Origin of the sequence: Parolsenella catena, from assembly GCF_003966955.1 — a bacterium.
Lineage (GTDB): Bacteria > Actinomycetota > Coriobacteriia > Coriobacteriales > Atopobiaceae > Parolsenella > Parolsenella catena.
Window position 1 is genome coordinate 660202 of sequence record NZ_AP019367.1, and the last position, 24015, is coordinate 684216.

Genomic DNA, 24015 nt, shown 5'->3' on the forward strand with positions numbered 1-24015 from the left:
GTGCGCCGGCCGCGTGCCGGCCGAGGGGAGGATCCATGGAGCGCCCAAGCGCCTGGAAGAAGTACACGAGCGAGCAGAGCGAGGAGCTTGAGGCCCTGAGTGGCCGCTACCGCTCCTTCATCAGCGAGAACAAGACGGAGCGCGAGTGCGTTGCCGCGGGCGTGGCCCTGGCCGAGGCCGCGGGCTACGTGAGCCTCGATGCGGCCATCGCCGCCGGCAAGCCGCTCAAGGCGGGCGACAAGGTCTACGTCAACACGCGCGGCAAGGCCCTCACGCTGTTCAACATCGGCACGGCCCCGCTCGCGGCCGGCCTGAACATCCTGGGCGCCCACGTTGACTCGCCGCGCCTCGACGTCAAGCAGAATCCCGCCTACGAGAAGGCCGACCTCGCGTTTCTCGACACGCACTACTACGGTGGCCTCAAGAGCTCGCTGTGGGTCGCCACGCCGCTCGCCATCCACGGCGTCGTGGCCAAGAAGGACGGTAGCGTCGTGCCCGTCGTGGTGGGCGAGGACCCGGCAGACCCGGTCTTCTGCATCTCAGACATCCTCATCCACCTCGCCGGCGAGCAGATGAAGAAGACGCACGCCGAGGCCGTGGATCCCGAGAGCCTCGACGTCATCGTGGGCGGCAAGCCCGTCGTCATCACGGGCGACGAGAACGCCAAGGACGCCGACGCGCCCAAGGAACCCGTGAAGCAGATGCTGCTCGGCCTTCTCGCCGAGCGCTATGGCATCGAGGAGGAGGACCTGCTCTCCGCCGAGCTGGAGATCGTGCCGGCCGGCCCCGCGCGTGACATGGGCCTCGACCGCTCCATGGTGCTGGGATACGGCCAGGACGACCGCGTGTGCGCCTACACCTCGCTCGAGGCCATGCTCGAGGTCACGGACGTGGAGCGCACGAGCGTCTGCCTGCTCGTCGACAAGGAGGAGATTGGCTCGGTGGGTGCCACGGGCATGCAGGCCCACTACTTCGAGAACGCGCTCGCCGAGGTCATGGAGCTCGCAGGCGAGGGCGGAGACCTGGCACTGCGCCGAGCGCTCGCCAACTCCCGCATGCTGTCGAGTGACGTCTCCGCCGGCTTCGACCCGGCCTACGCCGGCCAGTTCGAGGAGAAGAACAGCGCCTACCTTGGCCACGGCCTGTGCTTCAACAAGTATACGGGCGCGCGCGGCAAGAGCGGCTCCAACGACGCGGACGCCGAGTACATGGCCTACGTGCGCAACGTCATGGACGAGGCGAGCGTGAGCTTCCAGACCTGCGAGCTCGGCCGCGTGAACGCCGGTGGTGGCGGCACGATCGCCTACATCATGGCGCGCTATGGCATGGACGTCATCGACTCGGGCGTGGCCGTGCTCTCCATGCACTCGCTGTGGGAGGTCACGAGCAAGGCCGACATCTATGAGGCCTACCGCGGCTATAAGGCGTTCATCGAGCGTCCGTAGCGCTTATGGCCTCGGCGCGTCCCAAAGGGGTCTGACAGCTTTGGGACGCGCCCCCTAGAACGGGACGTTGCCAAAGAACGTGCTCGTGGAGCCGTCCGGCCCATGGACCGTGTGGATGTTGCCGCTGCCCATGACGGTGCTCATGCCCTCGGGGCCAAAGACGGTCTTTATCGGGCCGCTGCCCATGACGGTCGAGACCCCGTTGGGCCCAAAGACGGTGTTGCCCACCCTCGTGTACATCCCGTCGTGGCCGTTCGTGCCGCTGACCCAGGCCGTGTTGCCGCTGCTGAACACGCTGCCCGAGCCTCTCGGTCCGCTGAACGTTCCAAATCCGTTGCGGTTCTCGCTCGATCCGAACATCGAACCCTCCTCATCCCAGCTGTTTGCCCTGATAATCGTGAGGATACCCGCGTTTGCGGACAATAAGGCCGCACACCCAAAGAAGACGGAACGGAGGCCCCGTGACAAGGACGTCTACCCAGCGCTACGAGAGCGGCGCCGAACCAGACCGCCCAGACCAGCGCGTCACGCGCGAGGGCCGCGCGGAGCGTCGCGAGCGGGAGCGCCGCCGCGAGCGGCTCGAGCGCGAGGGCATGTGGCAGGTCGTGAGCTCTTGCGCAAAGAAGCGCAGGTACGTGACGTACGACCAGGCCCGCGCCGTGGTCCGCCACCGCGAGCGGGAGGGCGGCGAGCCCCTGTTCATCTATCGCTGCGAGCACTGCGGCGGCTGGCACATCACCCACCAGGCAGACCAGCAGCGCTACGGCCGCGAGGCCGGCAGGGCCGCCGAGGAGCGCCTTGCCCGGCAGGCCGCGCAGCAGGCCGTGGGCCCGGCCCCGCGCTTTGCCGTCGACGACCTCGTCATCGACGTCGCAAGCGGCATGCCCTGCGTCGTCGTTGCCGTGGGCGAGCAAGGCGGCGAGCCCGCCTACGAGCTCTCCAGCGCAGATGGCGCCTCCGAGCTTGGCTGGGTCCGCGAGTCAGGCGTGTCGGAGGCGTGACGTTCCTGCTCTTGGCGGCCCTGTCGCTCTTGTGAAGCAAATGGCCGTGGGGCATGGCGTGGGTATATATCCCCTACGAACACGTCGCGCCCGCCGGCGCGCATCCAGGGAGGCCCCATGCAGACCGCCACGCTCACCTATCCCAGCCATGACGGCACCTCGACCATACGCGCCCTCGTGTGGGAGCCCGACGACGCGGCCCGGCCGGACCTCTCGCCCCGCGCCATCGTCCAGCTCGTCCACGGCATGTCCGAGCACGTCGAGCGCTACGCGCCGTTCGCGGAGTTTCTCGTGTCCCATGGGTTTGTCGTGTGTGCCAACGACCACGTGGGCCATGGCAAGACGGCCTGCTCGGCAGACGACCTGGGCCACATGCCGCTCGAGGCGGGGGAGGATGCGCTCGTCGAGGACGTCCACGCCCTGCGCGAGAGGGTCCGCGAGCGCTATCCGGGGACGCGTCACGTGATGTTTGGCCACTCGATGGGCAGCTTCGTCACGCGCGTCTACCTCACGCGGCATGCCGAGGGCCTCTCGGCCGCCATCCTGTGCGGCACGGGCCAGCAGCCGCGCACCCAGACCATGGCGGGCCGCGTGCTCACGCGCCTGCTTGCCGCGCTGCGCGGCGAGCGCCATCGCAGCCGCCTCATCGACTCCATGGGCGCCGGCGCCTACGGCCGCGCCATCAAGGACGCGCGGACGAGCGTGGACTGGATCGCGACGGATCCGGACGTCGTGGACGAGTACATCGCCGACCCCCTGTGTGGCCAGACGTTCACGGTGGGCGCCTATGGCGTGCTCGCCTCGCTCGTCGCGGACGCAACGGATGCTCGTCTTGCGCGGCGTGTGCCCCGTGACCTGCCGCTTCTGTTCATCGCCGGCGCCGAGGACCCCGTGGGGGAGTGCGGCCGGGGCGTGAGCCGCGCCGTCGACGAGTACAGAAACGCCGGCTTGCGCCTCGTGGAGAAGACCATCTACCCTGGTGCCCGCCACGAGATCTTGAACGAGCCCATCCGCGAGACGGTCTGGGCAGACGTGGAGGCATTCCTCGCGCGCCAGGGCGTGTAGGGGTCGTTTCTGTTACCCGGGCAGAAGTGACGCAGGCTTTGACTCGCTGGCGCCCGCAAGGGGCCTCTTGGAGTCAAAGCCTGCGTAGTTTCGCGCCCTGGTTTCGCGCCCTGGTTTCGCGCCCTGATTCTCGCGTGGCCGCGCGGCGGCCCGTCCGTCTACTCCGCGCCGTTCTCGTAGCCCTCGAGCTTGCTCGTGCAGTGCGGGCAGCGCGTGGCGTCGTCGGCGATCTGCTGCTTGCAGAACGGGCACACGCGTGGCTCGGGCGCGGCGTCCTGCTCGGCCTTCTTGGCCAGGCCCGCCTTCTCGGCGGCAAGGTCCCTGAGGCGGTTGACCTCGTTCATCGCCTTGACGATGGCGAACACCGCCGCGGCCGTGATGAGGAAGTTGATGACGGCCGATATGAACGCGCTGAAGTCGATAACCGAGCCGTTCAGGTTAATCGACAGACCCGGCACGCCCGGTGCGCCGCCCGTGACGAACGAGATGAGCGGCTGGATGACGTTCGTGACCAGGGCGTTCACCACGGCGGTGAACGCGCCGCCGATGATGACGCCAACTGCCATGTCCATCACGTTGCCCCTGTTGATGAACTCGGCGAACTCGGCGATGACGCCCTTCTTGCCGTCCTTGGCCATGCGTGCCTCCATGTGGTCTGGTCCCCGCGACCCCCTGATTATGTGCGACTGCCCCGCGCTGGGCAAACGCCTCTGCCGTTCGCTCATCGTGGTATTCTGGACTGCTAGTTGTACGTGCATGGGGAGCACGTTGCGGCCTATGCCGGGCGTGCGTCCCACAGCCTTGCGAGAGGATGGTTCTTCCGTGGCAGAGAACACGCCCGCGGCCGGCGCCGCCGACATGCCCAAGACCTACGACCCGGCAACCGCCGAGCCCCAGCTCATCGACGAGTGGATCGATGCCGGCTGCTACCAGCGCAGTAAGGGCGTCGGCGACTGCACCGTCGTCATCCCCCCGCCCAACGTCACCGGCGTGCTGCACATGGGCCACGCCATGGACGACTCCATCCAGGACACCATCATCCGCTACAACCGCATGCGCGGCCGCTCCACGCGCTGGATCGTGGGCACGGACCACGCCGGCATCGCCACGCAGACCAAGGTGGACAAGAAGCTCAAGAGCGAGGGCATCTCGCGCCTGGAGATCGGCCGCGAGAAGTTCATCGACGCGTGCTGGGACTGGAGGCGCGAGTACGGCGGCACCATCATCAAGCAGATCCGCCGCATGGGCTGCTCGGTGGACTTCTCCGACGAGCGCTTCACGATGGACCCCGAGTACGCCAAGGCCGTGCGCAAGGTCTTCTGCGACTGGTACCACGACGGCCTCATCTACCGTGGCAAGCGCATCGTCAACTGGTGCCCCTCCTGCACCACGGCCATCTCCGACGACGAGGCCGAGTACAAGGACGAGAAGGGCCACCTGTGGCACCTGCGCTACCCGCTCACCGAGCCGGTGAACGGGCAGGACTACATCGTTGTCGCCACGACGCGCCCCGAGACGATGCTCGGCGACACGGGCGTTGCCGTGAGCCCCTCTGACCCCGAGAAGGCCGCGTTCGTGGGCAAGACGGTCATGCTGCCCATCGTGAACCGCGAGATCCCCATCTTCTCCGACTACCACGTCGACAAGGACTTTGGCTCGGGCTTCGTGAAGGTCACGCCCGCGCACGACCCCAACGACTACGCCATGGGCCAGGCCCACGACCTGCCGCAGATCAACATCTTCGACGAGCACGCCGTCGTCGTGGACGGCTACGACGAGTTCTCCGGCATGAACCGCGACGAGTGCCGCAAGGCCGTCGTCGACTGGTTCGACGAGCATGGTCTGCTCGACCACGTCGACGAGCTCGACCACTCCGTCATGCACTGCTACCGCTGTGACTCCGCGCTCGAGCCGTGGCTGTCCGAGCAGTGGTTCGTGGCCGTCGACAAGCTCAAGGGCCCGGCGCTCGACGTCGTGACCTCGGGCAAGATCAAGTTCCACCCGGCCCGCTGGACCGATACCTACACCACCTGGATGGAGAACCTCAAGGACTGGTGCATCTCGCGCCAGCTGTGGTGGGGACACCGCATCCCGGTCTTTTATTGCGAGGACTGCGGCTGGGAGGACGCGTGCATGGACGACGTGCACGAGTGCCCGCACTGCCACGGCCACCACGTCCACCAGGACGAGAACGTGCTGGACACCTGGTTCAGCTCCCAGCTGTGGACGTTCGCCACGCAGGGCTGGCCCGACCACCCCGAGCAGATGGAGGGCCACCACCCCACGAAGGCGCTCGTCACCGCGCGTGACATCATCGCGCTGTGGGTCGCCCGCATGATCATGAGCTCGCTGTACTTCACCAAGGAGATCCCGTTCCAGGACGTGGTCATCTACGCCACGATCCTGGCCAAGGACGGCAGCCGCATGTCCAAGTCCAAGGGCAACGGCGTGAACCCCATGGACCTCATCGCCAAGTACGGCGCGGACGCCATGCGCTACAACATGCTCACGCTCATCACGAACAACCAGGACGTCAAGTTCGACGCCAACATCGACAGGAAGACCAAGGAGCTCATCGACAGCCCGCGCACCGAGCAGGCCCGTGGCTTCGTCACCAAGATCTGGAACGCGAGCCGCTTCGTGCTCATGAACATGGACGGCTACACGCCCGGCCCTGCCAAGGCCGCCACGCCCGAGGACGCCTGGATGCTCTCGCGCCTCGCCAAGATGGTCGCCGCCTCCACGGAGCGCCTCGAGGCCTACGAGCTGGGTGACTACGCCCGCGACCTGCAGAGCTTCTTCTGGGGCGAGGTGTGCGACTGGTACATCGAGCTGTGCAAGGGCCGCCTGCTGGACGGCGAGGGCGCCGAGCGCCTGCAGGTGCAGCGTAACCTCGTCTACGTGCTCGACGCGTCGCTGCGCATGCTGCACCCCGTCATGCCGTTCGTGACGGAGAGCGTGTGGGACGCTATGCCCGCCAGCGAGCTCGACGCCAACGGCCAGGGCGGCTATGACGAGCACGTCGGCCGCTTCCTCATGATGGCCGCCTGGCCCGAGCCGGACGCCTTCGCCCCATTCGTGAACGACGAGGCCGAGTCCACGTTCGACATCGCCCGCCGCCTCGTGGCCGACGTCCGCTCCGCGCGCGCCCGCTACAAGCTCTCGCCCAAGACCGAGCTCGCGGTCGTCGTGTCCGCCGGCGCGGACGCCGTGGCCAAGCTCACGAGCCAGGCCGAGTTCGTCAAGAGCGTGGGCCGCGTGAGCGAGCTCGCCGTTGCCGAGGGTGCCGAGAAGCCCGCCGCGTCCGTGACCCTCGTCGAGCCCGACTTCGAGGCGTTCGTCGTCATGGGCGACCTCGTGGACTTCGCTGCCGAGGGCAAGAAGCTCGAGAAGGACCTCGCCAAGGCCGAGAAGGAGCTTGCGGGCGTCGAGCGCACGCTTGCCAACGAGGGCTTCCTCGCCAAGGCCACGCCCGAGGTCATCGCCTCCAAGCGCGACCGCGCCGCCGAGCTCACGGCAACGGTCGAGCGGCTCCGCGCCCAGCTCGCCGACCTCGCGTAAGGCGATCCGTGGCTACCGGGCCACTCGATAAGAAGCATCTGAGGACCCAGCTCAAGGCGGTGCGCCGGGGGCTGGGTCCCTCCGTTCGCGCCGAGGCCGACGCCGCCGTGGCCGCGCGCGTGCGCGCCCTGTCCGAGTGGGACGCGGCGCCCGTTGTCCTCGCATACCTCTCCGTCCGAGACGAGGTGGACACGCGCTCGCTCGTACGGTCGGCCTGGGAGGCTGGAAAGCTCGTGGCGGCCCCGCGCGTCACGGGCCCGCGGGCGCTCGCGTGGTACCGCGTGGAGCCGGGGGAGACGCTCGAGACGAGCCGCATGGGCATCGAGGAGCCGCCGGCGGACGCAACCCGCCTGGTGGACGTGGCGCGGCTGCGGGGCGATGCGCTCGCCCTCGTCCCCGCGCTCGCCCTCGACGAGCGGGGCTACCGCCTGGGCTACGGCGGTGGCTTCTATGACGCGCTTCTTGCGAGCTTTCCCGGCGTGTCGGTGGGTCTTGCGCGCGAGGCCTCGCTCGTGCCCAGCCTGGGCGCGCTCGGGGTCCTCGAGCCGCATGACCGTGCGGTCGACCTCGTCGTGAGCGATGCTCGCGTCATTCGCTGCCGCTAGCTGCGGAATCGTATCCGTGGCGAGCGTCATCCGCGCTGTCCGCGCCCGCTAGCGGCCTTGGAGCCTCAGCGCCACCGAGCAGGCGAGGCGGACGTCGGCATCGTCGAGGTCAAGTCCGCTTATCTCGCGGACCTGCTCGAGGTGGCGGATGCAGGTGCTTCTCGTGAGGAACAGGTCGCGGGCGGTACGCGTCACGTTGCGGTCGCGGTCGAGGTAGCCCCTCAGCAGGCGCGTGAGCTCGGTGCCGTGCGTGCGGTCGTGCTCCATGAGGGCGAGGAGTCCGGTCGGGGTGAGCGCGTCGGGGATCTGACGCAGGCGCACGCGGCGCAGCATGTCGTCGAGCAGGTAGTCCCCGTAGCGCCAGCACGCCTCGCCCGGTGCCCTTAGGCTGCCGAGTCGGGCCGCGGCGAGCGTTTGGTTGTAGTAGTAGAACGTGTTCTTGAGGTCGGCGTAGCCGGTGCTTGCGCCCACGGCGAGCAGCCCGGGCACGAACACGCCGCTGATGCGGCGCAGCATCCCCTCCTCGTCCGTCCCCGCCCTCGTGAGGTTGCACACCACGACGAGGTGCTCGCCGTGCAGCACGCACGCGAGCTGGCCCACGAGCGCCGAGAGCGAGGCCGCCGTGGCCCCGAGGCGCTCCTGGCTCTGCCCTCGCTGCACCGACGCAACCGAGACGCACAGGTAGTGGTCGTGGACTGCCCAGCCAAACGCCGCAGACGCCGCCTCGATGCGTCGCTCGTCAAGCAGCCGGTGCGCGAGAAGCCCCTCGAGCACGAGCTCGAGCTCCCGTGGCTGACCCTCCTCGGCAAGCTGGCCGCGCATGGAGCGCTCCCACTCGTCGTGTCGGGCAAACGAGCGCGTCACGCGGGCGAGCAGCGACCGCGCGTCGACGGCGCGCTCGTCGCACCACAGCACGTCGAGGTTGCCGTGTCGCCAGGCGGCCGGGGGCTCGCCCACGCATATGACCGAGGCTACGCCCCGCGCGGCCGGATGCTCGGGAAGCTCGCCTGCCTGCGCCACGTAGACCGGCCCCTCCTCGAGCGGCTCTGCGGGCACGTAGGGTAGCGCGAACGTGCACGAGCGCGTCGCCGCGCCAGGCGCGAGGTGGCTCGAGAACTCGAGCGGCGCGAGTTCGTCTCGCAGGATCTGCAGGTTGAGTCTCATGGGAGCCTCCCGTCCCTACGTGGGGTTCATGCACGGGGCCAGCGCATGACCCGCACGCAGCCAGTCGATTGCCGTGGCGTTTTGTCACGCCCCGAGCGTTGGCGGAGCGTTTCTGCACGCTCGGGCGCCTCGCAGCGTGCAAAAGCGCCGCGCGAGTGACACCGCCGTGCAAAAGCGCCGCACGAGTGACGCCGTCGTGCGGAAACGCCGCGCGAAGTGTGACACAAACTGTTCCATCATGCTGACACATTTGCCGCGCTCTGGGGTTTGTCTCGCGCGCCTGCCTCTCTAGAATTCACTTCGTTGAGATAAACGGCCCGATTCTGCACGGAAGCCCGCCAGCTCTCTCGTCCATGCGCAGAGAATCGGTTGGGCAGACTGTTGCAGTTGGCATTCCGCGTGCCAAGGCGCCACCCAGCGGCGGATAATGGCCATGGCGGGCCCATGCGAGCGAATGGAGACGGAAATGCCCATGTCAGACATCGAGATCGCGCAGCAGGCGGAGCTGTGGCCCATCGCCAAGGTCGCCGACACGCTCGGCATCACCGACGACGAGCTCATCCCCTACGGCCGCCACATGGCCAAGGTCGACGTCACCAGGCTCGCGGACCGTCCGCGCAAGGCCAAGGTTGTGCTCGTCACCGCCATCAACCCCACGCCGGCGGGCGAGGGCAAGACCACGACCTCCGTGGGCCTGGCAGACGCCCTGCGCCGCATGGGCAAGTCCAGCGTGCTCGCCCTGCGCGAGCCCAGCCTGGGCCCCGTCTTTGGCATCAAGGGCGGTGCTGCGGGCGGCGGCTACGCGCAGGTCGTGCCCATGGAGAACATCAACCTGCACTTCACGGGTGACTTCCACGCCATCGGCGCGGCGAACAACCTGCTCGCCGCCATGCTCGACAACCACATCAAGCAGGGAAACGAGCTTGGCATCGACCCCAGGCGCATCACGTGGAAGCGCGTCGTTGACATGAACGACCGCCAGCTGCGCAGCATCGTGTGCGGCCTGGGCGGCGTGGCCAACGGCATGCCGCGCGAGGATGGCTTCGACATCACCGTGGCCTCCGAGGTCATGGCCTGCTTCTGCCTGGCCACCTCCATCCGCGACCTCAAGGAGCGCCTGGGGCGCATCGTCGTGGGCTACACGTATGACCGTGCGCCCGTCACGGCCCATGACCTGCATGCCGAGGGAGCCATGGCCGCCCTGCTCAAGGACGCCATCTCGCCCAACCTCGTCCAGACGCTCGAGCACACGCCGGCGCTCGTCCACGGTGGCCCGTTCGCCAACATCGCGCACGGCTGCAACTCGGTCATGGCCACCGACGTGGCGGCCAAGCTCGGCGACTACGTCGTGACCGAGGCGGGCTTTGGCGCAGACCTCGGTGCCGAGAAGTTCTGCGACATCAAGTGCCGCATGTCTGGCATCCGTCCCGACGCGTGCGTGGTCGTGGCCACGGTGCGCGCGCTCAAGCACAACGGCGGCGTGCCCAAGGCCGCGCTTTCCGAGGAGAACCTCGAGGCGCTCGAGGCGGGCATGCCCAACCTCCTGCGTCACGTAGGGAACATGCGCGACGTCTTTGGCCTGCCCGTTGTGGTGGCCATCAACGCCTTCCCCACGGACACCCCCGCGGAGCTCGCCCTGGTCGAGCGCAGGTGCCAGGAGCTGGGCGTGAACGTGGCCCTGTCCGAGGTGTGGGCCAAGGGCGGCGAGGGCGGCCTGGCGCTGGCCGAGGAGGTCGTGCGCCTGTGCGAGCAGCCCAGCGAGCTGCGCTTTGCCTATGAGCTCGGCGGCATCCGCGAGAGCGTCGAGGCCATCGCGCGGCGCGTCTACCACGCAGACGGCGCCGACTTCACGCCCGCGGCGGCCAAGCAGGTGGCGCAGCTCGAGGAGCAGGGCTTCACGAACATGCCCGTCTGCATGGCCAAGACCCAGTACTCCTTCACTGACGACGCCAAGAGGCTCGGTGCGCCCGAGCACTTCCGCATCACGGTGCGCAGCGTGAAGGTGGCCGCCGGCGCCGGCTTCATCGTGGCGCTCACGGGCAACATCATGACGATGCCGGGCCTGCCCAGGCACCCGGCCGCCGAGAGCATCGACGTCACCGACGACGGCCGCATCACCGGCCTGTTCTAACTGCGACGTCCCGGCGTCCCAAAGGTGCCAGACCCCTTTGGGACGCTTCGGGCACCTGGTGCCCGCCGGGACATGAGAGGTATGAGAACCGCATGCAAGACCCCCTGATAGACAGGAGCTGCCGAGGCTTCGCCGAGGCGCTCGCCTCGCGCCAGCCCGTTCCCGGCGGTGGTGGCGCGGCCGCCTATGCCGGCGCGCTCGGCTCTGCCCTGTGCGCCATGGTGGCGCGCTTCGACGAGGGCAAGCCCTCAATGGCCGAGAGGGGAGACGAGCTCGCCCGCGCCGTGGCCGAGGCGGACGTCATCCGCACGGAGCTGCTCGGGCTCGTTGACGAGGACGCCCGCGCCTATGCGACCGTCTCGCGCGCCTACGCCATCGACCGCGACGACCCTTCGCGCGCCGATGCCGTCGAGGCGGCGCTTCACGAGGCGGTCCGGCCGCCCTACCAGATCATGGGGGCCTGCGCCCGCGCGATCGAGCTTCTCGAGGGGCTCTCGCGCTCCTGCTCGCGCCTGCTGCTGTCAGACGTTGGCTGCGGCGCCATGCTCTGCCGCGGCGCGCTCGACGCCGCAAACCTCACCGTCTGCGTCAACACCGCCTCGATGCGCGATCGCGCCTACGCGCGCGAGATAGACGAGCGCTGCGTGGCGCTGCTCTCGGAGTGGGAGCCGCGCGCCCAGGCCATCGCCGACCACGCCATCGGCGTCATGAAGAGGGGGCAGAGCCATGGCTGAGCTGCTTCGCGGCGCGCCGGTCGCCAACGCCATCATCGACTCGTGCGCCGGGCGCTCCCGTGCGCTCGCGGATGCCGGCGTGGCGCCCACGCTTGCCGTCGTGCGCGTGGGCGAGCGGCCCGACGACCTCTCCTACGAGCGCGGGCTGCTCAAGCGTGCCGAGCGCGCCGGCGTCACCGTGCGCCGCGTGGTCCTTGCCGAGGACTGCTCGCAGGCAGACCTCATGCGGGCGGTCGCGGATATCAACGCCGACGCGTCCGCCCACGGCTGCCTCGTGTTCCGCCCGCTTCCAGCACACTTGGACGAGCGGGCCGTGGCAGCCGCGCTCGCGCCGTCCAAGGACGTGGACTGCCTCACGCCCGCCTCGCTTGCGCACGTCTTCTCGGGCGCGGGTGCGGGCTTTGCCCCCTGCACGGCCGAGGCCGTGGTGCGCGTGCTTGGGCACTACGGCGTGCCCCTTGCCGGCGCCGACGTCACGGTCGTGGGGCGCTCGCTCGTCATCGGGCGTCCCGTCGCCATGCTGCTGCAGCGCGCGGACGCCACGGTGACGATGTGTCACAGCAAGACGGCCGACCTCGCGCGTCGCTGCCGCGAGGCGGACGTGCTCGTCGTGGCGGTGGGTCATGCCCGCGCGATCGGCGCGGACGCCCTGCGCGCCGGGCAGGTCGTGGTGGACGTGGGCATCAACTGGGACGACGGGGCACAGCGCCTCGTGGGCGACGTGGACGAGCGGGCGGCGGATGCCGTCGCGGCCACCTTAACGCCCGTGCCCGGTGGCGTGGGCGCGGTCACGACGGCCGTGCTCATGGACCACGTCGTCACGGCCGCCGAGCGCACGGTTGGGCCCAAGGCGGACGGCGCCGGGGCTTATCGTGCCAAACGCGCTCAAGCCTCGGCCTTCTAGCCCCGTTTTAGGTTCGTTTGGCACGAAGTATCGGCCGCAGGTGCCTGCCTGCGGCATTCGAGGAGGAAACCATGGAAAACGAGAACCTCGGCGTCGACCGACCGCGCGTGGAGGCCGCCGTCCGCGAGCTTCTCATCGGCATCGGCGAGGACCCGGACCGCCCGGGGCTCGTCGGCACGCCGGACCGCGTGGCGCGCGCGTGCGAGGAGCTGTTCGGAGGCATCGCCGACGACCCGGCCCGTCACCTGCGCAAGCAGTTCCACGAGCCGGGCAACGAGGAGCTCGTCGTCGTGCGAGACATCCCGTTTCACTCCATGTGCGAGCACCACCTGCTGCCGTTCATCGGCCGCGCGCACGTGGCCTACATCCCGCGTGACGGCCGCATCACGGGCCTGTCCAAGATCGCCCGCTGCGTGGCGGGCTACGCCGCCCGCCCCCAGCTCCAGGAGAGGCTCACGGCCCAGGTCGCGGACGCCATGGTCGACGAGCTCGACCCCCTGGGCGTGCTCGTCGTGATAGAGGCCGAGCACACGTGCATGACCATGCGCGGCATCCGAGCGGCAGGTGCCATGACCGTGACGAGCGCCGTGCGCGGCTCGCTGAGAAGCGACGCGCGCAGCCGCGAAGAGGCCCTGAGTCTGCTGCACGTAAGCGCGTAAGGTCCGTGCGAGAAGGAATCGAGACCGCATGACACTATCAACACGCAAGGCGTGGAGGGCCCCGTTCGAGGCCGCCGCGCTCACATACGACGAGGCCCAGGCGATGGCCCATGACACGGGGTTCTTCGGCAGCACCGACGACCCGCTGCTCGAGACGGTCGTCGAGATGCTCGACGAGCTGGGACGCCCCGACGAGAGCTTTGACGTCATCCAGGTCGCCGGCACGAACGGCAAGACGTCCACGAGCCGCTACACTGCCGCCATCCTCTCGGGACAGGGGCTCTCATGCGCCCTGTACACCTCGCCCGAGCTCGTCGAGATGCGCGAGCGCATGGAGGTCGCGGGTGCGCCCGTCTCGCGCGAGGCATTCGCGCGCGGCATCTCCCTCGCGGCCGAGGCAGGCCGGCGCGTGAACGCCTGCCGCGAGCGCTCTGGCGAGCGTCGCTTTCGCGTCACGGAGTTCGACCTGCTCACGGTGGCCGCCTGCGTCGTCTTCGCCGAGGCGGGCGTCGACGCCGCGGTGCTCGAGGTTGGACTCGGCGGCCGCTGGGACGCCACGAGCGCCACGAGGCCCGTCATCACGTGCGTCACGGGCATCGGACTGGACCACTGCCGCATCCTCGGCGACACCCTCGAGCAGATCGCCGCCGAGAAGGCCGCCGTCATCAAGGCGGGCCAGCGCGGCTGCGTGCTAGGCGTGGGCACCTGGGCCCCCTCGAGCGTGGAGGACGTGTTTCTCGCGCGCTGCGCCGAGCAGGGCGTGGAGCCGGTGCTGCTGCGCCCGGCAAGTGCCGCCGACGCCCCCGGCGAGGTCGAGGAGGGCACCACGGCCGAGCGCCCGGGGCTGCCGCATGCCGGCTACGCCGTGACGCACCGCCCGTCCGCGCTCACAGACCCCCTCGCCCTCGACGTCGCGACGCCGCGGGCCGCCTACGAGGGCCTCACGGCCGCAAAGCCGCTCTACCAGGCGGCAAACATCGCCTGCGCCGTGACGCTTGCCGAGGGCTACCTCGGCCGCAGGCTCGACGAGGCGGCTCTCGTGCGCAGCGTCCTCGCCTGCCCCACGCCCGGCCGCTTCGACGCGCTGTCCGCGCGTCCGCTGCACCTCATCGACGCCGCTCACAACCCGCAGTCGATCCGCACCTTCCTCGACTCGCTCGCCGAGGCGGCCCCGGACGTGGAGGCCCGTCCGACGCTTCTGTGCGCCGTGCTTGCCGACAAGGACGTCGACGGCATCGTGGGGCTTCTCGCGCCGGCGTTCCCGCGCGTTGTCGTGACGGCGACGTCGAGCCCGCGGGCGCTCCCGGCGCCCAAGCTCGCCGACGCCTTCCGCTCACGCGGCGTGGAGCCGGCGGCGACGTATCCCGCCGTTGCCGAGGCGGTGGGCGCGCTCGCTGGCGTCGCCTACGTGGCTGTGGGTTCGATCACGCTGGCCGGCGAGGTGGCCGGCCTTCTCGGCCGCTAGGCTCGCCGCTGTGGGCTTGGGATGGCGATTCTTGTCGCGCACTCCCGAGCTGCTACAATCCATTGAGTTGACTCTTCCGTGGCACCCCAGGCGCCGCTCGACGCAAAGGAGCTCGTCTCACATGTCGAATCTCATCGACCAGATTCTCACCCCCGAGGTACGCATGGTGCTCTACCTCATGCTTGCCTGCGTCGTGATGCTGTACGTGCTGTCCATCGTCTACGTCATCCGTGACGCGCAGCGCCGTGGCGCCGAGCCCTGGTGGCTGTGGGCCATCATCTCGGTGATCCCCATCGTGGGCCTTCTCGCCTACGTCATCCTTCGCCCGAGCTCCTACCTCGTGGACCGCGAGGAGCAGGACCTCGACATCGCGCTTCGTGAGCACCAGCTGTCCCACTACGGCATCTGCCCCAAGTGCGGCACGCCCATCGACAAGGACTTCATCGTGTGCCCCAACTGCAACACGCAGGTCCGCAACGTCTGCCCCACGTGCCACCGTCCGCTCAACGCGGACTGGAAGGTCTGCCCCTACTGCCGCACGCGCATCCAGTAGCGCTCCTGCCCAAGAGTGATTCCACGAGGCCCCGTCTTCTGGACGGGGCCTCGTTTCGTACTCGTCAGGCCCGTGCGTTTGTCTCCCGCACGCGCACGCCCGCTTTGTGGTAAACCATAGGCATGCAAATCGCGTCGGCGAACGGTTCCGGCGCTTCGCCGAAAGGGCCTAGTCAGATGCAGCGCAAGCTCGCATACATGGTTCGAACTCAGACAATCTAGGCGTCTGTCCCTTCACAGGCCGCGAGGTCGCGTGACAGGCGCCGCATAATCGCTCGTTGCCGCCGGGTGGTGGCCGCGGGCGTTTTTCATGTCTAGTACACTTACCTGAGCTCAAGCAACCGAAAGAGGTTTCCCATGAAGGTTCTCTACAACGACGGTCACGTGGACGAGTGCCCGGCAGACGAGGTCACCCACGTCATCCGCCACTCCGCGGCCCACATTCTGGCCCAGGCCATCAAGCGCCTGTACCCCGAGGCGGACTTCGCCTACGGCCCGGCCACCGAGAAGGGCTTCTACTACGACGTCGACCTTGGCGACAAGAAGATCGGCGAGGACGACCTGCCCGCCATCGAGGCCGAGATGAAGAAGATCTGCAAGGAGAACCTCAAGTTCTCCGTGTTCGAGCTTCCGCGCGCCGAGGCCATCAAGCTCATGGAGGAGCGTGGCGAGAAGTACAAGGTCGAGCACATCGGCGACCTTGCCGAGGACGCCCGCATCACGTTCTACCAGCAGGGCGACTACATCGACATGTGCGTTGGCCCCCACGTCTGCTACACCAAGGCCGTGAAGGCCTTCAAGCTGACGGCCGTCTCGGGCGCCTACTGGAAGAACGACAAGAACAACAAGATGCTCACGCGCATCAACGGCGTCGCCTTTGCCAGCAAGGACGAGCTCGACGAGCACCTGCGCATCGTCGAGGAGGCCAAGAAGCGCGACCACCGCAAGATCGGCGCCGAGATGGACCTGTTCATGATGCGTGATGAGGCCCCGGGCTTCCCGTTCTTCCTGCCCAACGGCATGATCCTCAAGAACGCCCTGCTCGACTACTGGCGCGAGATTCACCACAAGGCCGGCTACGTTGAGATCTCCACGCCGCTCATCATGAACAAGCAGCTGTGGAAGACCTCCGGCCACTGGGACCACTACAAGGACAACATGTACTCCACCGTCATCGATGACGAGGAGTACTGCATCAAGCCCATGAACTGCCCGGGCGGCGTGCTCGTCTACGCCTCCAAGCCGCACTCCTACCGCGAGCTGCCCATCCGCGCCGGCGAGATCGGCCTCGTGCACCGTCACGAGCTGCGCGGCGCCCTGCACGGCCTGTTCCGCGTCCGCTGCTTCAACCAGGACGACGCCCACCTGTTCGTGCGCCCCGACCAGCTCACCGACGAGATCGTGGGCGTCGTGAACCTCATCGACTCCGTGTACCAGAAGTTCGGCTTCAAGTACCACGTCGAGCTCTCCACGCGCCCCGAGGACTCCATGGGCTCTGACGAGGACTGGGCCCGCGCCGAGGAGGGCCTCAAGACCGCCCTCGAGCAGCTCCACATGGACTACGAGGTCAACGAGGGCGACGGCGCCTTCTACGGCCCCAAGATCGACTTCCACCTGGAGGACTCGCTCGGCCGCACCTGGCAGTGCGGCACCGTCCAGCTCGACTTCCAGATGCCGCTGAACTTCAACCTCGAGTACGTTGACGCCGACGGCTCCAAGAAGCGCCCCATCATGCTGCACCGCGTGTGCTTCGGCTCCATCGAGCGCTTCATCGGCATCCTCATCGAGCACTACGCCGGCAAGTTCCCGACGTGGCTCGCTCCCGTCCAGGTCAAGGTCCTTCCCGTCTCCGAGAAGAGTCGCGCCTACGCCGACGAGGTGGCCGCCAAGCTCGAGGCTGCCGGCATCCGCGTCGTGTGCGATGACCGCGACGAGAAGATCGGCTACAAGATCCGCGAGGCCCGCTCCATCGACCGCGTACCCTACATGCTCATTCTGGGCGAGAAGGAGGTCGAGGCCGGCAACGTCTCCGTGCGCGACCGCTCCAACGAGACGGTCCAGAAGAGCCTCGACGAGTTCATCTCCGAGGTCTCCGCGGAGATCGCCGAGCGTCGCAGCTAGTCTCGCGTCGTGACTGCCAACGAGAACATCTTTTGGGGGCCTCTCTCGCCGTGCGGCGGGGGAGGCCCCTGCCTGTCTGATCTTCTCGAGATGCAGGCGGGCATGGACGCCGAGGCGTGGCGCCGCGTCTCGGACACGGCGCAGGTCGTCGCGAGCTACCTCGCGTGCCACCCGGCCGTTGAGGCCGTGCGCTATCCGGGACTCACGGGCGATGCCAGCTATCACGAGGCCTCGTGCACGCTGCGCGGCGGCTTTGGCCCCTTCGTGGACGTGCTGCTCGCGAGTGGCGCGTGGATGCGCTATGACGCGCGCCGCGCGGCCGGCGACGCCCGCGACGAGGTCTTGCGCCTCGAGCGCGTCCTTGCACGGTGACAAACGGTCCCTTCCCTAACTGTCATAGTTCGTCAGTTAGGGAAGGGACCGTTTTGCAGTCTTTGAATTGCCGGCCGGCTCAACAGCGTCAAATAATCCAGCGGTTTGTGGCCGATTTGAGCATTGCGGGTGCTTTGGAATTTGGTTCAGGAAGTAAACCGGGAATTAAAAATGTCTTTAGTGGTGCTGACCGAAATATAAATGCCGCTCGGCGGGTGTCCTCGTGCGAGCCAACCTCTTTTTCGGTAGATAGGAGTTGTGGGTAATTAAAGGACTCGAAATTAGATTGTGAGCTCATTAAAGGCCCCAACCCTTCTCGGGACAAAGACCTACGACATCGGACAGGCATACATACCTGGTTATGGATCTGCATCGGGCTATGCAGAGGTGTGGCAATACAGCTACGAGGTCCACTGATCGTTGCGTTAGCCCTCTATAGCAAGGGAGACTAGTGCTATGAGAAGGCCGAGGCTTGCAGCTATTCTGTTTGTCCTTGCGTTGCTGGCGGCGTTCGTCTGGAGGCGGCTGCCGTCGTTGGGACCGGTCTGGGGTGCCGCACTCGTGGAGGCGTATGGTCTTATCACTGGAGTTCCAAATACCATCACGGGAGTCAATGAGGCAACTCTAGCCGCGGTTATTCTGTCTCGTCCGCTTATGTGGTTGCTCTTTGGCTATACGGTTGCCGCGGTCGTTGGGTGCGGCCGCCGCGCTCTGCTCGTCTCGCTTTTCGTCCTGGTCGGCCTATCCATTGTCTGCGTCGTCGCAAACCAGACCGCTGGCTCGTTCCTCTTGGGATTCACTGACATCTCCTTACGGGGTGGAGCTGCCCTCTCCTTGCTGGGAGGAATCGCCTTCGTCCTTCCCGGGCTCATCTGCGTCGCCACTCGCTTCATCTTCGAACGGTGACAAAACGGCCCCGTCCCCAGCTGTCACGGTGACACTTGGGGACGGGGTCAAACTGTCACCGCCGTCTGCCGCTCGCGGATGGGCAGATGCTCACCACAGGGGCGGGCGGTCGAAAATGACCCGCGAGTGGTATCCCTCCATACCGCTCGGCAGGTTTATGGCCAGCGACTGGTTTTAACCTGTGGCTTACGCCTGTATGCAATTTCGCTTTTTGCCGCGTGGCGCCTATACAGCGCTAAATTGCCGCCATGATTCACGTCGTATGCAATACATAACAAGCATTATGCATTCCATACCTGCGTTGCCCATAAAACCATGGTCAACCACCTTGTGCGAGCCATCGTGCAAATGACCATAGGCTGCTGCTCAACCGCAGGTAGACGGCCAACCGCTCACCCAACTGGGCATAGAGTCGGGCAATTCTCAAGTATCATAGAGACCGTTCGGAGCCTTTCGCTTTTATGCATGACCAAAGGCCACTGGTCATTTGCGCCACAGCCTGGGCGCCATCGTGACCAACCGTCAACCTGGGCGGGCCTGCGCCCGTCCGCGAACCGATCTGGAGGTAGCTATGGCAAAGGCGGAGAAGGCCATCGATAGTCTCGATGCCCTCACCTCGCGAATCGCGTCCATGCGCAAGGCGCAGGCCGAGTTCGCCACGTTCTCCCAGGAGCAGGTCGACAAGATCTTCCACGCGGCGGCCATCGCGGCCAACAAGGCGCGCATCCCGCTTGCCAAGATGGCGGTCGAGGAGACCGGCATGGGCATCGTGGAGGACAAGGTCATCAAGAACCACTACGCGGCCGAGTACATCTACAACAAGTACAAGGACATGAAGACCTGCGGCGTCATCGAGGACGACCCCTCGTTTGGCTACAAGCGCATCGCCGAGCCCATTGGCATCGTGGCCGCGGTCATCCCCACGACCAACCCCACGTCCACGGCCATCTTCAAGACGCTCATCTGCCTGAAGACCCGCAACGCCATCATCATCAGCCCACATCCGCGCGCCAAGGCCTGCACCATCGAGGCCGCACGCATCGTGCGTGACGCCGCCGTGGCCGCCGGCGCCCCCGAGGGCATCATCGACTGGATTGCCCAGCCCTCCCTCGAGCTCACCAACGAGCTCATGCGCTCCGCGGACATCATCCTGGCCACCGGTGGCCCGGGCATGGTCCAGGCCGCCTACTCCTCCGGCAAGCCCGCCCTGGGCGTTGGCCCCGGCAACACGCCCGCCATCATCGACTCCACGGCAGACGTAAAGCTCGCCGTGAACTCGATCATCCACTCCAAGACCTTCGACAACGGCATGATCTGCGCCTCCGAGCAGTCCGTCACGGTGCTCGAGGACGTCTACGACGCCGTCAAGGCCGAGTTCAAGGCCCGCGGCTGCTACTTCCTCAAGGGCGCCGAGCTCGACAAGGTCCGCAAGACCGTCATCATCAACGGCTCGGTCAACGCCAAGATCGTGGGCCAGAGCGCCCACACCATCGCCCAGATGGCTGGCGTGGACGTGCCCGAGAAGACCAAGATCCTCATCGGCGAGGTCACGAGCGTGGAGCCCTCCGAGGAGATGGCCCACGAGAAGCTCTCGCCGGTCCTGGGCATGTACAAGGCCAAGACGTTCGACGAGGCCATCGCCAAGGCCGAGCGCCTCGTGGCGGACGGCGGCTACGGCCACACCTCCTCGCTGTTCATCTCCACGACGGAGAAGGAGAAGATGGCCAAGCACGCCGAGGCCATGAAGACCTGCCGCATCCTCATCAACACCCCGTCCTCCCAGGGCGGCATCGGCGACCTCTACAACTTCAAGACCGCCCCGTCCCTCACGCTGGGCTGCGGCTCCTGGGGCGGCAACTCCGTCTCCGAGAACGTGGGCCCCAAGCACCTGCTCAACATCAAGACGGTCGCAGAGAGGCGGGAGAACATGCTCTGGTTCCGCGCACCCGAGAAGGTCTACTTCAAGAGGGGCTGCCAGCCCGTGGCCCTCGACGAGCTCGGCCGTGTCATGCACAAGAAGCGCGCGTTCATCGTCACGGACCAGTTCCTGTTCAAGAACGGCTTCATCAAGCCCATCGAGCAGAAGCTCGACGAGCTGGGCATCGAGCACGCCTGCTTCTGGGACGTCGCCCCTGACCCCACGCTGCAGTGCGCGCGCAAGGGTGCGGAGATCCTCACGAGCTTTGAGCCCGACGTGATCATCGCCTTCGGCGGCGGCTCGGCTATGGACGCCGGCAAGATCATGTGGGTCCTCTACGAGCACCCCGAGGCCAACTTCGAGGATATGGCCATGGACTTCATGGACATCCGCAAGAGGGTCTACACCTACCCGGAGATGGGCTCGAAGGCCTACTTCGTGGCCATCCCGACCTCCTCGGGCACCGGCTCCGAGTGCACGCCGTTCTCCGTCATCACGGACGCCGAGACGGGCATCAAGTGGCCGCTCGCAGACTACGCTCTGCTGCCCAACATGGCAATCGTTGACGCCAACAACATGGACACCCAGCCCAAGGGCCTCACGAGCGCCTCTGGCGTGGACGTCCTCACGCACGCCCTCGAGGCCTACGTCTCTGTCATGGCCAGCGACTGGAGCGACTCCATGGCGCTGCGCGCGATGAAGCTTGTCTTCGACTATCTGCCGCGCGCCTACGACAACGGTGCGTCTGACCCCGAGGCCCGCGAGCGCATGGCCAACGCCTCCTGCCTTGCCGGCATGGCCTTCGCCAACGCGTTCCTCGGCCTCAACCACTCCATGGCCCACAAGCTCGGCGCCTATCACCACATCCCGCACGGCCTTGCCAACGCCGTCATCCTCACGCGCGTCATGCGCTACAACGCCGCCGACGTCCCCACCAAGATGGGCACGTTCCCGCAGTACGCCTACCCGCACGCGAAGGCCCGCTACGCCGAGGCCGCCCGCTACTGCGGCGTTACCGGCAAGAACGACGACGAGGTGTTCGAGAACTTCGTCAAGAAGATCAACGAGCTGTGCGACCACGTGGGCGTGAAGCACACGATCGCCGAGTACGGCGTTGACGAGAAGTACTTCCTCGACACGCTCGACGAGATGACCGAGAACGCCTTCAACGACCAGTGCACGCCGGCCAACCCGCGCTACCCGCTCATGAGCGAGATCAAGGAGCTCTACCTCGACGCCTACTACGGTCGCGAGCCCAAGAGCTACGAGGACTAGTTTTTCGCTGATGCGCCGGGCGCACGCGATGCCGCGCCCGGCGCCGAAGCATAGGGGGGAGGGGAGTGACCGCCAGGGGCTGGCGGCCTCCCCACCATCACTCACCAAGACCCTTTAGGGAGGGCTTAGCATGGAGCTTCCTCAGAACAAGGTGGAGCTTGTCCGTCGCGGCAACAAGGTGGTCTATGACACGGGCGACCGCATCGTCAAGGTCTTCAACGTCTCCAAGGCCGAGAGCGACGTCTTCAACGAGGCGCTCAACCTCGCCCGCATCCAGGAGACCGGCATCCGCGTGCCCAAGATCCTCGAGGTGTCGAAGTCCGAGGAGGGCTGGGCGCTTGCCACCGAGAAGGTGCAGGGCACCACGCTCGCCGAGCGCATGAAGGCCGACAAGAAGAACGTCGACGAGTACCTCGAGCAGTTCGTTCGTCTGCAGCTCGAGGTCAACGGCCACACGGCGCCGCTGCTCAACCGTCAGCGCGACAAGTACGCCCGCATGATCAACGGCCTCACCGAGATCGACGCCACGACGCGCTACGAGCTGCTCATCCGCCTCGACGGCATGAAGGTCGAGAACCGCGTCTGCCACGGCGACTTCAACCCGTCCAACGTCATCGTGGGCGATGACGGCCTGCTGTACGTCTGCGACTGGGCACACGCCACGCAGGGCTCTCCGGCCGCCGACGCCGCCATGACTTACCTGCTGTTTGCCCTTGAGGACCTGGCGCTTGCCGACAAGTACCTCATCATGTTCTGCAAGATGGCCGACATGCCCATGCAGGTCGTCCGTCGCTGGACGAGCATCGTGGCGGCGAGCGAGCTTGCCCGTCACCGCGACGCCAAGGAGGAGGAGTTCCTCCGCGGGTGGATTGACGTGGCTGAGTACCAGTAGGACCTGCTGACGGATACCCGTCGGGCCCGGGAGGTTCCTCGCGGACGTCCTCGCGGCCGGGGGTCTCGTGACAAACGAGGCGCCCGGCTGCTGCGGAATGTACGCTACGGAACCTCCCGGGCCCTTGCTGTCTCGCGGCTGGGGGGTGCCGTTCGGCCTGGCGGCCGGCATTCTTGCCATCCCCGGGCGGCGCGGGGGCCGGGCCCTGCTCTTCCCTGAGGCTGACGGATCCGTCGCGGGGCGGCCGTTCGGCCTGACGGCCGGCGTGCTATCTGTCTCCTGGTGGTAGAATCATCGAACGAATGTTTTCTCGGCCAGGCGGCCGCAGAAAGGGGAGTGCCGCGTGAAGGTCCTGCTCGTTCCCAACTACTCGCGCGCCGATGCCGTGCAGGCGGCGGCGACGCTCGAGGTGTGGCTTGCCCACGAGGGCGTCGAGGTCGTGTGGGCGCACGACAAGAAGCGCGAGCCCAACCGCGTCTGCGACCCGGTGGGCGCCTGTCTCGTGGTGTCGCTCGGCGGTGACGGCACGCTGCTGCGCGCGGCGAGCATCGTGGGCTATCGCGAGATTCCCATCCTCGGCCTGTCCTTCGGGCACCTCGGGTTTCTCACGGGTGCCGGCTCTAAGAACATCGTGGAGTCCGTCTCGCGCGCGCTTGCAGGAGAGATGCACCAGAGCAGACGCGCCACGCTCGACGTGGACGTCACGTTTTGCTGCGGCGGCGGCCTCATGAGGGACACCCACCACTTTGCGCTCAACGAGCTCGCGCTCACGCGCGGCGCGCTCGGTGACATGATCGAGTTCGACGTGAGCGTCTCGGGCAATCGCATCGACCGCCTGCGCGGCGACGGATTCGTCGTGGCCACGGCCACCGGCTCCACGGGCTACGCGCTCTCCTCGGGAGGCCCCATCGTGACGCCCGAGTTCAACGGCATGGTCTGCGTGCCCATAGCGCCCCACACGATCCTCGCCCGCGCGTTTCTCACGTCCTCGGCAGACATCGTGGAGCTCGAGCTGTCAGACGAGCGACCCGCCGAGAGCAGCGTGTTCGTGGACGGGCAGCTCGTCACCTGCCCGGAGGGCGGCCAGGTGGTCGCGTGCTCCGTTCGCCGCGGACCCGGTGACGTCATCCTGCTCGACTCGGACGCCGGCGGGTTCTATGACTCGGTGTCGCGCGTCTTCTACGGGCAGATGCGCAAGAAGCAGTAGGAGCAGTCGCGGCCGCCACGTGCGGCCGCTGCCATGTG

General features: G+C 67.2%; 20 protein-coding genes. 17 read left to right on the plus strand and 3 right to left on the minus strand.

The window, feature by feature from the left end; genetic code table 11:
• The first annotated feature begins 35 nt into the window (after window positions 1-35).
• A complete protein-coding gene (locus tag Pcatena_RS03035; protein ID WP_126421504.1) occupies window positions 36-1445 on the plus strand; it encodes an aminopeptidase in 1410 nt (469 codons plus the stop codon).
• 54 nt (window positions 1446-1499) lie between these two features.
• On the opposite strand, the gene Pcatena_RS03040 is transcribed toward Pcatena_RS03035, so the two are convergent.
• The gene (locus Pcatena_RS03040) at window positions 1500-1805 is read right to left on the minus strand and encodes a hypothetical protein (protein ID WP_126421506.1); all 306 of its coding nucleotides are present in this window, start codon (window positions 1803-1805) and stop codon (window positions 1500-1502) included.
• A gap of 101 nt (window positions 1806-1906) precedes the next feature.
• Between Pcatena_RS03040 and Pcatena_RS03045 the strand changes: the two genes are divergently transcribed.
• Complete coding sequence (locus tag Pcatena_RS03045) at window positions 1907-2446, plus strand: hypothetical protein (protein WP_126421508.1); 540 nt, start codon at window positions 1907-1909, stop codon at window positions 2444-2446.
• Between the two features lie 117 nt (window positions 2447-2563).
• On the plus strand, window positions 2564-3511 hold the full coding sequence (locus Pcatena_RS03050; RefSeq protein ID WP_126421510.1) for an alpha/beta fold hydrolase: 948 nt from the start codon (window positions 2564-2566) through the stop codon (window positions 3509-3511).
• 158 nt (window positions 3512-3669) lie between these two features.
• Here Pcatena_RS03050 and mscL read toward each other — a convergent pair whose 3' ends face one another.
• Window positions 3670-4149 (minus strand): large conductance mechanosensitive channel protein MscL, encoded by a 480-nt coding sequence (gene mscL, locus Pcatena_RS03055; RefSeq protein ID WP_126421512.1) that lies wholly within the window; start codon window positions 4147-4149, stop codon window positions 3670-3672.
• Between the two features lie 220 nt (window positions 4150-4369).
• Between mscL and Pcatena_RS03060 the strand changes: the two genes are divergently transcribed.
• Both Pcatena_RS03060 and Pcatena_RS03065 read left to right on the plus strand, forming a co-directional pair.
• Window positions 4370-7072: a valine--tRNA ligase gene (locus Pcatena_RS03060; RefSeq protein WP_126423359.1), complete on the plus strand. Its 2703-nt coding sequence runs from the start codon at window positions 4370-4372 to the stop codon at window positions 7070-7072.
• 8 nt (window positions 7073-7080) lie between these two features.
• Window positions 7081-7677: a 5-formyltetrahydrofolate cyclo-ligase gene (locus Pcatena_RS03065; protein ID WP_126421514.1), complete on the plus strand. Its 597-nt coding sequence runs from the start codon at window positions 7081-7083 to the stop codon at window positions 7675-7677.
• Between the two features lie 48 nt (window positions 7678-7725).
• Here the strand turns inward: Pcatena_RS03065 and Pcatena_RS03070 are convergent, their stop codons facing one another.
• Complete coding sequence (locus tag Pcatena_RS03070; protein WP_126421516.1) at window positions 7726-8841, minus strand: PucR family transcriptional regulator; 1116 nt, start codon at window positions 8839-8841, stop codon at window positions 7726-7728.
• Between the two features lie 466 nt (window positions 8842-9307).
• On the opposite strand from Pcatena_RS03070, the gene Pcatena_RS03075 reads away from it, so the two are divergent.
• The 12 genes from Pcatena_RS03075 (at window position 9308) to Pcatena_RS03130 (ending at window position 23977) form a co-directional block, all read left to right on the plus strand.
• Entirely contained in the window at window positions 9308-10972 is a 1665-nt protein-coding gene (locus Pcatena_RS03075) for a formate--tetrahydrofolate ligase (protein WP_126421518.1), read from the plus strand.
• Between the two features lie 92 nt (window positions 10973-11064).
• Window positions 11065-11706, plus strand: coding sequence for a cyclodeaminase/cyclohydrolase family protein (locus Pcatena_RS03080; protein WP_126421520.1), 642 nt, complete (start codon window positions 11065-11067; stop codon window positions 11704-11706).
• The gene (locus tag Pcatena_RS03085; protein ID WP_126421522.1) at window positions 11699-12610 is read left to right on the plus strand and encodes a bifunctional 5,10-methylenetetrahydrofolate dehydrogenase/5,10-methenyltetrahydrofolate cyclohydrolase; all 912 of its coding nucleotides are present in this window, start codon (window positions 11699-11701) and stop codon (window positions 12608-12610) included. The genes Pcatena_RS03080 and Pcatena_RS03085 overlap by 8 nt, the downstream gene beginning before the upstream one ends.
• Window positions 12611-12681: 71 nt before the next feature.
• Window positions 12682-13269: a GTP cyclohydrolase I FolE gene (gene folE, locus Pcatena_RS03090; RefSeq protein WP_126421524.1), complete on the plus strand. Its 588-nt coding sequence runs from the start codon at window positions 12682-12684 to the stop codon at window positions 13267-13269.
• Between the two features lie 28 nt (window positions 13270-13297).
• Entirely contained in the window at window positions 13298-14734 is a 1437-nt protein-coding gene (locus Pcatena_RS03095) for a bifunctional folylpolyglutamate synthase/dihydrofolate synthase (RefSeq protein ID WP_126421526.1), read from the plus strand.
• Between the two features lie 121 nt (window positions 14735-14855).
• Window positions 14856-15287, plus strand: coding sequence for a double zinc ribbon domain-containing protein (locus Pcatena_RS03100; RefSeq protein WP_073295238.1), 432 nt, complete (start codon window positions 14856-14858; stop codon window positions 15285-15287).
• A 356-nt stretch (window positions 15288-15643) separates the two neighbouring features.
• Window positions 15644-17407 (plus strand): threonine--tRNA ligase, encoded by a 1764-nt coding sequence (thrS, locus tag Pcatena_RS03105; RefSeq protein ID WP_126421528.1) that lies wholly within the window; start codon window positions 15644-15646, stop codon window positions 17405-17407.
• Window positions 17408-17416: 9 nt separating this feature from the next.
• Window positions 17417-17779 carry a PLP-dependent transferase gene (locus Pcatena_RS03110; RefSeq protein ID WP_126421530.1) on the plus strand — a complete coding sequence of 121 codons (363 nt, stop codon included), beginning with the start codon at window positions 17417-17419 and terminating at the stop codon, window positions 17777-17779.
• A 456-nt stretch (window positions 17780-18235) separates the two neighbouring features.
• Window positions 18236-18685: a hypothetical protein gene (locus Pcatena_RS03115; RefSeq protein ID WP_126421532.1), complete on the plus strand. Its 450-nt coding sequence runs from the start codon at window positions 18236-18238 to the stop codon at window positions 18683-18685.
• A gap of 571 nt (window positions 18686-19256) precedes the next feature.
• Window positions 19257-21878: a bifunctional acetaldehyde-CoA/alcohol dehydrogenase gene (adhE, locus tag Pcatena_RS03120; protein WP_126421534.1), complete on the plus strand. Its 2622-nt coding sequence runs from the start codon at window positions 19257-19259 to the stop codon at window positions 21876-21878.
• A 130-nt stretch (window positions 21879-22008) separates the two neighbouring features.
• The gene (locus Pcatena_RS03125) at window positions 22009-22770 is read left to right on the plus strand and encodes a phosphotransferase family protein (RefSeq protein ID WP_126421536.1); all 762 of its coding nucleotides are present in this window, start codon (window positions 22009-22011) and stop codon (window positions 22768-22770) included.
• A 343-nt stretch (window positions 22771-23113) separates the two neighbouring features.
• Entirely contained in the window at window positions 23114-23977 is an 864-nt protein-coding gene (locus Pcatena_RS03130) for an NAD(+)/NADH kinase (protein ID WP_126421538.1), read from the plus strand.
• Window positions 23978-24015 lie beyond the last annotated feature (38 nt).

Excerpts from the sequence above, each read along its gene's own strand:
- Pcatena_RS03035 (WP_126421504.1), top strand. The coding sequence starts at position 36 with ATGGAGCGCCCAAGCGCCTGGAAGAAGTACACGAGCGAGCAGAGCGAG.
- Pcatena_RS03040 (WP_126421506.1), bottom strand. The coding sequence starts at position 1,805 with ATGTTCGGATCGAGCGAGAACCGCAACGGATTTGGAACGTTCAGCGGA.
- Pcatena_RS03050 (WP_126421510.1), top strand. The coding sequence starts at position 2,564 with ATGCAGACCGCCACGCTCACCTATCCCAGCCATGACGGCACCTCGACC.
- mscL (WP_126421512.1), bottom strand. The coding sequence starts at position 4,149 with ATGGCCAAGGACGGCAAGAAGGGCGTCATCGCCGAGTTCGCCGAGTTC.
- Pcatena_RS03060 (WP_126423359.1), top strand. The coding sequence starts at position 4,370 with ATGCCCAAGACCTACGACCCGGCAACCGCCGAGCCCCAGCTCATCGAC.
- Pcatena_RS03070 (WP_126421516.1), bottom strand. The coding sequence starts at position 8,841 with ATGAGACTCAACCTGCAGATCCTGCGAGACGAACTCGCGCCGCTCGAG.
- Pcatena_RS03075 (WP_126421518.1), top strand. The coding sequence starts at position 9,308 with ATGCCCATGTCAGACATCGAGATCGCGCAGCAGGCGGAGCTGTGGCCC.
- Pcatena_RS03080 (WP_126421520.1), top strand. The coding sequence starts at position 11,065 with ATGCAAGACCCCCTGATAGACAGGAGCTGCCGAGGCTTCGCCGAGGCG.
- Pcatena_RS03085 (WP_126421522.1), top strand. The coding sequence starts at position 11,699 with ATGGCTGAGCTGCTTCGCGGCGCGCCGGTCGCCAACGCCATCATCGAC.
- folE (WP_126421524.1), top strand. The coding sequence starts at position 12,682 with ATGGAAAACGAGAACCTCGGCGTCGACCGACCGCGCGTGGAGGCCGCC.
- Pcatena_RS03095 (WP_126421526.1), top strand. The coding sequence starts at position 13,298 with ATGACACTATCAACACGCAAGGCGTGGAGGGCCCCGTTCGAGGCCGCC.
- Pcatena_RS03100 (WP_073295238.1), top strand. The coding sequence starts at position 14,856 with ATGTCGAATCTCATCGACCAGATTCTCACCCCCGAGGTACGCATGGTG.
- thrS (WP_126421528.1), top strand. The coding sequence starts at position 15,644 with ATGAAGGTTCTCTACAACGACGGTCACGTGGACGAGTGCCCGGCAGAC.
- Pcatena_RS03115 (WP_126421532.1), top strand. The coding sequence starts at position 18,236 with ATGAGAAGGCCGAGGCTTGCAGCTATTCTGTTTGTCCTTGCGTTGCTG.
- adhE (WP_126421534.1), top strand. The coding sequence starts at position 19,257 with ATGGCAAAGGCGGAGAAGGCCATCGATAGTCTCGATGCCCTCACCTCG.
- Pcatena_RS03125 (WP_126421536.1), top strand. The coding sequence starts at position 22,009 with ATGGAGCTTCCTCAGAACAAGGTGGAGCTTGTCCGTCGCGGCAACAAG.